This window comes from Litchfieldia salsa, assembly GCF_900104555.1.
Taxonomy (GTDB): Bacteria; Bacillota; Bacilli; order Bacillales; family Bacillaceae_L; genus Litchfieldia; species Litchfieldia salsa.
Genome location: NZ_FNJU01000001.1, coordinates 253,463 through 265,584 on the forward strand (window position 1 = coordinate 253,463; position 12,122 = coordinate 265,584).

Consider the following 12,122-nt stretch of genomic DNA (forward strand, 5'->3'; position numbering starts at 1 on the left):
TTTTTGTCTCTAGTAGATTTTTCTATTTAAATCATCGTTAATTCCGGATTTACGATAAAAATACGTATTAATTTGGTCACGCCACTCGCGGGAGTGTTTTGCTTGCTCTTGTAGACGATTTAGAATTCCTCCAAATCTAGTATAATCAATTTTTCCTTCAAGCTGCTTCCAGTCTTCAACAAGCTTATCTGCTTGTTCTACCCCTTCAAAATGTGTATTGTAAATATGTTGAATGACAGTAACACCGGATTTTAACCTGTGAGTATATGGAACATAGTGGAAGAAGAGTAGTAGCTCATCAGGACAAGTTTCAACAGATTCATATTGATCTTTATTTTCTTTAAAGTACTGGCCCGTGTAACCTGTTCCGTCCTTCAAGGTACGATTCACACCAATCCCGTGGCAATCCGCAAAATGATAGGTTCCCCATACGGAGTACTCATATCCATCTACGTTTGGTCCGTAATGATGATCTGTATTCACCATCCATCCTACACCAAGTGGCGCTGTATAATTTTCATAGATTTCCCAAGATTTTAATAGCATAGAAGAAACGGAAGCTACTACCTCTGAATCATTACCAAAGGTTAAACGAATCCATTCCTCTGTTATTTCTTCGGCGGTTAAATCAGGATTCCAAATCAAACGCCCATAGCCATAAAAGTTGGCTTGTGCAAGAGAATGACCAGTCCAGTTTCGATCATTACCTATATTTGATACAGCAGTAATTCCACTATTTTGATAGTTATAAAGCTCTCCATTAACAATTCGTTTTACAGTTGCGCCTTCTCCTACAGCATATGTATCAAAGTCAAGTACTCCCTTCCATTGAGGAACCAGGTAGCAAAGATGCTTTTGCTGTCCTGTATATTCCTGAGAAACTTGGAACTCAAGAACCTGGTTGGTATTTGGCATAGAACCGAATAGCGGTGAAACAGGCTCCCTCACTTGGAAATCCATTGGACCATTCTTTATTTGGAGGACCACATTATCAAGGAACTCTCCATCAAGTGGTTTAAAATGGTCATATGCCGCTTTAGCCCGATCTGTACTTCGGTCACGCCAGTCTTGTAAGCAGTTATAGACGAAACATCTCCAAAATACAATTCCTCCAAATGGCTTTAATGCTCTTGCAAGCATATTAGCTCCATCTGCATGATTTCGGTTGTACGTAAACGGACCTGGACGATGTTCAGAATCAGCCTTGACCACAAATCCTCCAAAGTCAGGGATATAGCTATAAATCTCTTTTACTTTTTCAATCCAACATTCTTGCACATTTTTGTCTAAAGGATCTGCCGTATCAAGCCCGCCTAGCTGAATCGAGCTCGCGTAGTTTGCACTTAGGAACGTTTTAATCCCGTACGCTCTAAAGATTTCAGCCACACGAGCAACATCTGGTAGAAACCTAGAGGTAATTAGATTTGTTTCGATTTCATGTACATTCACATTATTAATCGAGACCCCATTAATACCTACAGATGAAAGAAGACGAGCATAATCTTTAAGTCGGTCAACGTCTCCCGTAAACCGGTTATTCTCATAATAGATGGAATCCCCTGCATATCCTCTTTCAATTGATCCGTCCATATTATCCCATTCATTGATCATTCTTATTTGATTTTTAGGAGATTCAACGATGTATAAGTCATCTAGATTCTCTTCCATTTTAATCAAGCGGAGCAGATGAAATGTTGCATATAAAACACCTATATCAGTTTTACCGACTATTAATAATTGACGCTGACTACCGCTATGAAAAGAGGTAATTATATACCCTTCTTCATTCAAGTTCTGAAACTCTTCACTACTTAAATGGTCTGTCAGAGAAGGATGATCCTTATAAGTCGCTAAGACAATACCATATTGACTCGTCAGCTCATTCGAAAGAGTCGGAGTTATCCCAGCCATTGATTTAATGGCTTCAAAAAGTTCTTGTTTAGCTGATTTAACGACCATGGAACCATTCAAAACTATTATCTGTGATAAGAGAGACTGATGATGTTCAACCCACTCTCGATTACTAATACTTGTATATTGTAACCAGCATGAATAATCGTCATATTCAGTGCGTCTTAATCGGTCAACTTGAATGTCTATCCCCTGATTTTCCATTGGATTCCTCCTCCGATTTTTTCGTTCATCATTCTAAGTAGCATCCTCTTATTTGTTTACGATGCTCCAAAACGATGACTTAGGTTGATGTTTTGTATCAAAGAGAAATGGCCAATTCTTTCTACCTACAACCGGAAAATCATCTAGCCATGTATAATCATCTGCAATTCCCCAGAACGTGACATTACTAATTACCTCTTTATATTCCTTGAAAATGGAGAAAAATTGCTCATAGCGTTGTTGATGTAACGCTACCATTTCCTCTGTTGGCTCGGTTAGATCTATTCTTTGATCCTCGAAATTAAACATCGAAACGTCCATCTCTGTGATATGTAGCTGTAAACCCAAAGAAGCATAACGTTCAATTGCACAACGGATATCATCCAGTGATGGATTATAGAGATTCCAGTGAGCTTGAAGTCCAATACCATGGATGGGTACACCTTGTTCAACAAGTCCTTTCACAAGTGTATAAATTTTCTCCCGCTTTTCAGGGTTTGATTCGTTATAATCGTTGTAAAAGAGTGTAGCATCTGGATCAGCCATGTGTGCAAAATGAAATGCCTTGCTAATGTAATCTTCTCCAATTGTTTGTAGCCATTTCGAATCTCTTAATAGATCAGGACCACTATCTGTGACCGCTTCATTCACCACATCCCAAGCATGGATTTTCCCTTTATATCTTCCGACAACAGTTGAAATATGCTTACTCATACGCTCAAGAACCTGCTCACGTGATGCTTGCTCCCCACAATCATTCTTAAAAACCCAATCTGGTGTTTGATTATGCCATACCAATGTATGTCCACGAACAAGCTTGTCATTTGCTGCTGCAAAATCGATTATTTGATCAGCGTTTTCAAAAGTGTATACACCTTCTTGTGGCTGAATATTCTCAAACTTCATATGGTTTTCTGATGTTAAACTTTTAAATTGCTTAACTAGTAAATCGTTTCCACTTACTAATGTACTTGGATTTACTGCAGCACCAATTGGAAAGAACTCCTGTAAAGCCTTGTAAAATGAAGGAACATCTTTTTGAATTTGTGTCTGTTTCATGGTTCTCCACCTTTTCTATAGTAGTCTCAAACTATAAGGATGATGGTTGATCATCCTTTTACTCCACCAATCGTTAATCCCTTTACAAAATACTTTTGTAGGAAAGGATAAACGAGAATAATTGGAACACTTGCAATAATCGTCATCGTTGCTCTAATTGAGGTTGGTGTGACGACATTGGCACTGGCGTTTGCATTAGCAAATGCATCTGCTGCTGTTTTACCAGACATCGAAGCATTTGAGTTTTGTAAAATTTTCATAAGCTCATATTGCAATGTGCTTAAATTCGGAACCGAGCCATTATAGAGAAAGACATCAAACCAAGAATTCCATTGATACACCGCTACGAATAGTGACACAGTTGCTAAAACTGGTAACGATAGTGGTAAAACAATTTTGAAGAAGGTTGTAAAATCTCCAGCTCCATCCATTTTTGCTGATTCCATTAAACTATCTGGAAGCCCTTCAATGAATGAACGAATAACAATTAAATTAAAGACACCAATAATTCCTGGTAAGATATATACCCAAAAACTTCCGATTAATTCAAGGTCTCTCATTAATAAAAAGTTAGGAATTAATCCTCCATTAAAATACATTGTTAAAATAAAGGCGATTGTTGTAAACTTCCTTAAAACAAATTCACGACGGCTAATTGTATAAGCAACCATTGCTGTACAGAGAACAGAAACGAACGTACCGACAACCGTTCTTGAAACTGACATAAAGAAAGAACGAACTAAACTTGCTTCCCCAAAGACATGTTCATAATTATAGAGAGTAAACTCCCGCGGCCAGAGGAAGATTCCACCTTTGATCGAATCTGTTGCATCATTTAAAGAGATAGCCAATGTGTTAATCATTGGATAAATCATCACTATGCATAATAAAATCATAAAAGTATAGTTACTGATATCGAAGATGCGATCTCCTAAAGAGGAATGGCGCGCACTGACCTTGAATAATTTTTTCATAGGAACGCCTCCTAAAATAATCTTGCTTGGCCAAGTCTCTTGGCAATAGAATTGGCAGTAAATAAGAAGATAAAACTAACAACTGTTTTAAAGATCCCAGCTGCAGTAGCTAATGAGAAATTCCCCATTGAAATCCCGTATTTTAGAACAAAAATCTCAAGCACCTCTGAATAATCAAGGTTCATTGGGTTTCCTAATAAATATTGAGCTTCAAAACCAGCCTCAAGGATATGTCCTAGATTCATAATTAATAAGATAACGATAGTAGGTTTCAATGCTGGTAGTGTGATGAACATCATTCGTTGCAATCTAGATGCACCATCAATTTCTGCCGCTTCATATTGTTCTTGGTCAATCATAGTAATTGCAGCTAAATAAATAATGGTATTCCAACCAAGATTTTTCCAAACTTCACTTGTTCCGAGTATTCCCCAGAAATACTCACCAATTCCTAACCAAAGGATCGGTTCATCAATAAATCCGAACTTCATTAATGCAATGTTAATAATTCCATTTTCCAATGAAAGTGTATAAGAGATGATACTTGCTGCTACTACCCATGAAAGGAAATGTGGCATATAGCTGATTGTTTGCACAACCTTTTTAAAGGCAATATGCCTTAGCTCATTTAAAAGCAGAGCAAGAAAAATAGCTGTTACAAATCCGAGGATCAAATTAATTGCACTCATAGCAAATGTATTTCGAAGTACACGGAGGAACGCTTCATCACCAAATAGAAAGGTAAAGTGCTCGAGTCCTACCCATTCTTGTTCACTAAAACTCTTGGCTGGTTTAAAATCCTGGAAAGCCATCGACCAACCCCAAAGTGGGACATATTTAAAAATAAACAACCAGATTAAAAACGGTACACTCATGGCTAAAAGTGCTTTTTGCTGTCCACATTTTTTAAAAAACAGCTTGAGTCCAGTAGGTCTATTCGGTTCTGGTGATAAGACTACAGGTACTGGTTCACTTTTTATACTCATGACTAACCCTCCTTTTTCTCATCTTAATAAATGCTAAATTTAGAAGCGGATCCTGTTATAAGAAAAAAGGAGGAAAGGACACATCAAACCTATGTTAGGCTGTTGGCCTTCTCTCTCCTTCAAAGAAACACGTTCTTATTTGTTATCTTCGATTCTTTGTTTAACAATTTCAGTCAGTGTTTTTTCATACTCTTTAACATCTAGCTTATTGTATTCATTTAAATATTCTTCCCAAATAGCTTCAAAGTTGGCTTCTAATACTAGCTTAGGAAAATATTTTCTCTGTAAATCAGTTTTCTTTTGAATATAAATTTGTGCAGGTGAGCCTTGCTCTAATTCTGCACTCCATGCTGGATACCATGGGCGATCATCTGGATCAGAAAACAAATCAGCAAACACTTCAGCTTCATATTTCGCTAGAATTTCTTTATCTCCATCTGTATAGGAAGCTTGAGCAACTTCTGGTTGTCTACGTGGCTCCCAAGCATTTCCATCAGAGAACAAACCATTTCCACGAGGCCAGTACCATTCAAATTGTTGGAACCCAAATTCTTCACGGAACTCTTGATTTGAAGTTGTTGCAATTTGTTCGTCAGTTCTAATATAACGACCATTATCATTCACAAATGTTTCTCCTTCAATTCCCCACATAATCAGTTTTTGATTTTCTTCTTTTGCCATATTATCTAAGAATTTCATGATACGAACTGGGTCCTTTGCACTTACCGTAATACCAATTCCACGATTGTTTACAAATGACGGTGGTTCAATATACTGATCTTTAATATTTTCATCAAATACGATTGGTAGTGGCATGTAACGCTTATCTTCGTCACCAGCTTCTTTTAAAGCATTTTCCGCTTGGCTAATTTGCCATCCGTAATCAAAGAAACCTAGTACTCTACCAGACGTTAATTTTGCTAGATACTCATCATAGTTTGCAACAAATGCCTCTTTATCAAACAGGCCTTTTGTGTTTGCGTCATTGAGTTTCTCGAGCCATCTTTTTGTATATTCACTATTTCCATACACCTTTGCCTCATGTGTCTCCATATCAACAATGACTTCTCCATCATTTGGATAACCAGCTAAATGTGCAGGTGTGTTAGTCGTTGAAAAGAATCTCCAGTCATAAGTTAAGGCTGTGAAACCAATCGTACTAGCACCATCAACTTCTGGATATTTTGCTTGATATTGCTCTATTAATTCAAAATATTGATCAAGAGTTTTGATTTTTGGATATCCAAATTCCTTTAATACTCCACGTTGAATAAAAAATGCACCTTGATCAATGTTAGGGTTAGGAAGGTGTCCTTGACTTGCACCAAATGGGATAAAGTAAATGTTTCCGTCTTCAGCTTTCATTCGGTCTAAGTATGGCTCATATAGTTTCTTAAGATTAGGAGCATGCTCATCGATTAATTCATTTAATGGAATAAATGCCTCTGCTTCTAAGACTTTATCGATTGCGATATCTGGGTTTAACACATCAGGATATTGACCACTTGCAATCATTGTCCCAATCTTTGTGTTAATATCACCTACAAGAAATTCCATCTTTACGTTTGTACCGGTTTGCTCTTCAAAAATCTTTCCGATTTTCGTTTTATTTGAATCAATGTCTTTACCAGGTGAACCTGCGTTAAAATAAGTAAATGTAAATGGTGATGTGTCATTCTCTGATGTTGCACCATCATTATCTTTTTCATCTGTTGATGCACTATCATTCTTACAACCTACTAAAGCTAAAAATAAAATGAGAGATAAGAAACCAATTAGAAACTTTTTGCTCAAAACCATTTTGAAGCCCCCTTATCCTTTTTTGTAAGCACTTTCATTGTAAAACGCTTTCATTTTTTTGGTTACCCAATAAAGTATAGATTTTACTTAAAATAATTAACATGAAAGAGATTATCTTATAAAAGATGATTTCTTTGGAGAGGTAAATGGACAGAAACAATCGTCCCTTCATCTGAATGACTCTTTATTTTAAATTTGAAATCAGAACCATAATACATTTTTAATCGATAGTACACATTTTTAATTCCTACATTATCACCAATCGCCTCTTCTACTTGTAGCGATTCTAGCATTCTAGCTAATATTTCCTCTTCCATACCTGGCCCATTATCCTTAATTTCGCAGATGAGGTATTCTGAATTGCATTTAATATAAATCTCAATGATCCCTTTTTCCTTCTTAGGCTCAATCCCATGAATACTTGCATTTTCAACAAATGGCAAAAGGATCATATTGGGGATTATTACCTCATATGCATTTTCATCAATCGATATCTCATAATCTAGCTTTTCATCAAAGCGATACTTTTGAATTTCTAAAAAGCTAAGTACAATGGTCATTTCTTCTTTAACTGTGACCCAATCTCTTCCCCATGTGAACGATTTTCTTAACATTTTTGCCATGTTTTGAATAATCTTAGCGGTTTCATTTTCTTGCTTAATAATACTTCGCATTCGAATGGTTTCTAGTGCATTAAATAAGAAATGTGGGTTGATTTGACTTTGTAAAGCACTAAGCTGTGCTTGTTTTCTTTGTAAATCCAAGTCTTTTTTTTGAATATTAACTACATATACATCATTGATTAACTCATTTATTCTTTTAGACATTCGATTAAACTCACTGGTTAGTTGACCTATTTCATCCTTATATTTAATACCCTCAATTATCTCAAAATGTTGGTTTTTCATTTTTTTCATATATTTTAATACTTCATTTAACCTTACATTTAATGATTGAGAAATTAACACAATGATGGCTGTGGGCACTATAAAATTAAAGAAAGCTAAATAGAAAATGAATTTTCTTGAATCTGAAACATTATCTAGTAATTGTGATTCATCCAAAACCGCGATAATTTTCCAGTTTGTTAAATAGTTGTTAATGTCATAGTTTTCTTCAAGAGTAATAACCTTTTCAGGTTTCGTTACTTCTTGAAAGCTAACAACCTCCTCTTTCCAGTTAATTAAGGAATTTGTTGTATATTCAATCCCCCCATTTTCATTAAGGAGATATAATTCACCCTGTAAATTGGCATTCTCAAAAATATGGTCAATCATGTCTTGATCAATATCGATTTTCACGATTTTTGTAGCATTTTCATAAACCCTAAAAAAGTTTAATTCCCGAATGACGCTTATCGTATCCCGACTATGATTACTACTTGTCTTTGTAACAAGAGGGATTGAATCTGATTTTTCAAGAAGGGCCTGATACCACTCTTCTTCTTTCGTTAAGGTTGAAATTGGATTAACCCCTCCTGAAAAAACAACAGTAGGATTATCTGTATAAAAATGAATCGATTGTATCGCTGAAAATACCGGAGTATATTTATTAAATCCTCTTAAATAGGTATCATATGCCTCAATGTATTCTGAAGAGGATTGATATTCTTTTTCTAGGAATTCATTCATTTTGTTATCTGTGTAGAGTGCAGATGAAATACCAACGGCATGCTCGATGCTTTCTAAGAATTCACTTTTTATCTGATTCAGCACCTTTGAAAGATCATTCATTTTTTGCTCTTTTACATTATTAGTAGTTACTTGATAGAAAATAATATTTGTTAAAATGATGGGGAGAAACACTGAAAAGATATAAAGAATGACTACTTTATTTCGTAATTTAAGGTTGTTAAAGTAATTCTTCAATGATTCTACCTACTTTCTATGAGTTGAGAATATGATTTCGATATTCGGTAGGAGTAGTTCCCTCATGTTTTTCAAATTGAGTTACAAAATAATCAGTACTCCCAAATCCAACCTCTTCAGCAATTTCATAGACTCTCTTATTGGTTTGACGAAGTAGTTTCTTTGCTTCAGTTAACCGTAAGTTTAATAAATATTCCTTAAAGTACATCCCATACGTCTTCTTAAAAAGCTGCCCCATATATACTGGATTCAAAAAAAAGGTATTGGCAATTGTTTTAAGACTAATATTTTCACGAAAGTTCGATTCTATGTAACTTTTAATTTTATAAATATCTCCTTTTGAATTTTCCTTTCGCAGCTTGATAATGAGATTAGCTGATTCAATCATAAAATGTTTAAACTTCATTTTTAGTTGAGCTGTGGACCAATTATATGATTTCCAATTGATTATTTCCTCTAATGTTTGAAGCGATGATTCATCACCGTCAAATTCTTTTATTTTTCCAATCACACTATGTATACATCGGTTAATTGATGTACTAACAGCCTCTGGTGCAAATGTCCTCGTTTGAAATTCGATGAAAATCTTATCAATAATTGAACAAAATCCATCAGAGTTATTCTCTTCGAGCTGCTCCATTAACTGATTAAAAAGGTTTAAATCCAATTCAACATATTTTAATTCTAGATTTTCTACATTTCTATAAAAAATGGGTTTAGAAGTTGATTGGGTATATTTAAATTTCATCACATCATTTGCTGTTGTAAATGCAGATTTCAACTCTGCTATATGTGTGATTTCTTTTCCTATATATATCGTAATCTCTTCTTTTGTTTTACGTTGAAGTTCTTCTATCATTTTCTCTACAAAAAGAGTTAAATTACTCTGATAGTGTACTATATCATTTGAATTTATAATCACTCCAAACACACCTTCTCGTAATTCATAGAGGTAAATACGATAGTTTGTTCGACAAACAAACTTAATAGTCTCATATATCTGATTCTTAATCACCTCAGTCTTCTTTGAATTCTTCTCTATACCATTAAGCTCCATAATCATATAACAATAAAATGTATGTCTTGGATCGATTCGAAGAATTTTTTTCTGTTGAGGCGTTAAATTAGGAGTATTATAATCAAGTAATAAATCTTGTAACATCAGATTGATCGAAAATTGATTTTGAATGTCAGCTTCTTTCTTTTCTTGTGTGATAAAAGCTTCTAGTTTAATCAATGTCTCTTCTAATTCATCTTTGTCGATTGGTTTTAAGATAAAGTCTCTCACTCCAAACCTTAAAGCTTGCTGTGCATACTTAAAGTCATTAAATCCGCTTATTATAATGAATTTACTCATAAAAGTTGTCGACTCGGTGACATTCTGTATTAATTTCAGACCATCTAACACAGGCATTCGAATATCTGTAATGACTAAATCTGGTTGACACTCATTGATTAAATGAAGTGCATCCTCACCATTACCTGCCTCAGCAATGACCTCAAAGCCACAGCCTGCCCAATCAATTAAACTCATTAACCCTTTTCTAACAAATTGCTCATCATCAACTAAAAGAACCTTATACAGTATAATCTCCCCCTATGAATAAACATATTGCTAGTTGAAAGCCACACTGGAAGCGTTATCATCTATCATTATTCTAGTAGAATTTTCAATAATCTCAACTTAGACTTTGATACCGTTGGTCAAAGAACGGTTATGGGGCTTCAACAATCAGTGATATTGTTGATAAACATCTAGGGTATTAAGATCAAAACGGTGAGGAACAATCCAATAATCTGGATCGCTCTCCTTTTTATTTATTCCACTCACTAGCTAGCATCCCGTACACAACATGGTCGACATAATGATCATATAACCACTCTGCCTGGCGGATAACTCCCTCTTCCTGAAAGCCTAATCTTGTTGGAACTCCCCAACTTTTATCATTACCAACAGCAGCACGAATTTCAACCTTATTTAGATCTAATTCTCTTAAAGCATAATCTGTTAATGCTTTGCTAACCCGTGTAATAATACCTTTTCCTTGATAGGCTTCACCTAGCCAATAACCGATATAGGCAATTTTATTTGTCCAATCGATTGAATTGTATGAAGCCACTCCAACAATTTCTCCTTGAAAGGAGATAACTGTAGTCACACCTTTATTCTCAGCATATTGTTTTAATACCATTTGAATAAATCCCTTCGTATCCTCTACACTTGTTGTTGAATCCAACCATGGTAACCAATTCTTAAGATAAGCTCTTGATTCCTCTGTAAGCTGAAATACTCTCTCTGCATCTTTTAGTTCGATCAATTTCAATGATAACTCTTGGTCTATTTTATGAAAGAACATGTTATTGCCCCCTAAATTTAGCTTATACTTTTCTGGAAATTCCTTGCTATAAATGTTAACACATTTCTCCTTTTATCATGCATTTATTTTACTTGTTGTTGATAAAAATAAATGCATACTTCTAATCAATATTATGAAAAATAAGTACAAAGAAATCAGAGGTGATATTCCATTGAATCATAGAAGATTAAGGAAATCAAAAGAGAAGGACCATTGTCCGGAATGTCGTGGTAAAGGGTTCCACGCATTTGCAGGCAGTGATTTTTTTGTTTCTGATCCAGCACATTGCTCTGGCTGTAACGGAAGTGGCTTATTCGACATTTGGCAAAAACGAAATCCATTTTAAAAATGAAAAGCGGAATGCGCCCGTTTATCGGCTTATGACCCGAGCCGATGGCGCGTGAAGCTAGAAACAAAGATTGAGTTCAAAAAAGCAGTAATCTATATGGATTAATGATGTCCACGAGATTACTGCTGTATCCTTTTATTGGTTTAAGAAGCGTTTTTTCTTATTCTCTTCCTCGTTTAAAAAATCAATAAAAGTATTCAACGCGATAAACGGTTGTTCATCCACCCATCGAATGTACTCTTTTTTTCTACCGTCTGTTAAATAATCACTACGATTAATTCGTTCGTTAATATATTGATTAGCTATTCTTTTAATTTCAATATTAAAAAAACGCGTTTCTTTAACAAGAGCCATTCCAAACGCACCAAATACTGCTAATGCGAAAATCATAAAAAGAGTTTGATCACTTGAAGGTGCATAAAAAACAAGAAAGTAAAGATTCGTCAATGAAATCATTAATAGAAACATCGAGATAAACATATAAACAGAGCTCTTTTTCATTAATGGAGATACACACTGTTTGATTTGCTCTAACTCTTCTTGTGCATAGTCAGGCACATTATCCGACATAAACGTTTTCACTTATCTTCCTCCTTTTGTCATCTTTAAACGAT

The 12,122-nt window shown here is 35.0% G+C and carries 10 protein-coding genes; 1 reads left to right on the forward strand and 9 read right to left on the reverse strand.

Annotation, left to right across the window (positions count from 1 at the left end; translation table 11 throughout):
* Positions 1-9 precede the first annotated feature (9 nt).
* From BLQ56_RS01175 to BLQ56_RS01210, 8 genes are all read right to left on the reverse strand, one after another.
* Entirely contained in the window at positions 10-2,115 is a 2,106-nt protein-coding gene (locus BLQ56_RS01175; RefSeq protein ID WP_090849303.1) for an alpha-glucuronidase family glycosyl hydrolase, read from the reverse strand.
* Positions 2,116-2,163: 48 nt separating this feature from the next.
* Complete coding sequence (locus BLQ56_RS01180) at positions 2,164-3,174, reverse strand: endo-1,4-beta-xylanase (RefSeq protein ID WP_090849304.1); 1,011 nt, start codon at positions 3,172-3,174, stop codon at positions 2,164-2,166.
* Between the two features lie 50 nt (positions 3,175-3,224).
* On the reverse strand, positions 3,225-4,148 hold the full coding sequence (locus BLQ56_RS01185) for a carbohydrate ABC transporter permease (RefSeq protein WP_090849305.1): 924 nt from the start codon (positions 4,146-4,148) through the stop codon (positions 3,225-3,227).
* Positions 4,149-4,159: 11 nt separating this feature from the next.
* Positions 4,160-5,134, reverse strand: coding sequence for an ABC transporter permease (locus BLQ56_RS01190; protein WP_090849306.1), 975 nt, complete (start codon positions 5,132-5,134; stop codon positions 4,160-4,162).
* A 135-nt stretch (positions 5,135-5,269) separates the two neighbouring features.
* Positions 5,270-6,934 carry an ABC transporter substrate-binding protein gene (locus BLQ56_RS01195; protein ID WP_090849307.1) on the reverse strand — a complete coding sequence of 555 codons (1,665 nt, stop codon included), beginning with the start codon at positions 6,932-6,934 and terminating at the stop codon, positions 5,270-5,272.
* 116 nt (positions 6,935-7,050) lie between these two features.
* A complete protein-coding gene (locus tag BLQ56_RS01200) occupies positions 7,051-8,802 on the reverse strand; it encodes a sensor histidine kinase (protein ID WP_090849308.1) in 1,752 nt (583 codons plus the stop codon).
* A gap of 16 nt (positions 8,803-8,818) precedes the next feature.
* Positions 8,819-10,336: a response regulator transcription factor gene (locus BLQ56_RS01205; protein WP_238457129.1), complete on the reverse strand. Its 1,518-nt coding sequence runs from the start codon at positions 10,334-10,336 to the stop codon at positions 8,819-8,821.
* 280 nt (positions 10,337-10,616) lie between these two features.
* Complete coding sequence (locus BLQ56_RS01210; protein WP_090849310.1) at positions 10,617-11,159, reverse strand: GNAT family N-acetyltransferase; 543 nt, start codon at positions 11,157-11,159, stop codon at positions 10,617-10,619.
* 172 nt (positions 11,160-11,331) lie between these two features.
* Between BLQ56_RS01210 and BLQ56_RS01215 the strand changes: the two genes are divergently transcribed.
* Positions 11,332-11,505 carry a hypothetical protein gene (locus BLQ56_RS01215; RefSeq protein ID WP_238457130.1) on the forward strand — a complete coding sequence of 58 codons (174 nt, stop codon included), beginning with the start codon at positions 11,332-11,334 and terminating at the stop codon, positions 11,503-11,505.
* A 138-nt stretch (positions 11,506-11,643) separates the two neighbouring features.
* Here BLQ56_RS01215 and BLQ56_RS01220 read toward each other — a convergent pair whose 3' ends face one another.
* Complete coding sequence (locus tag BLQ56_RS01220) at positions 11,644-12,090, reverse strand: DUF5392 family protein (RefSeq protein ID WP_090849311.1); 447 nt, start codon at positions 12,088-12,090, stop codon at positions 11,644-11,646.
* Positions 12,091-12,122 lie beyond the last annotated feature (32 nt).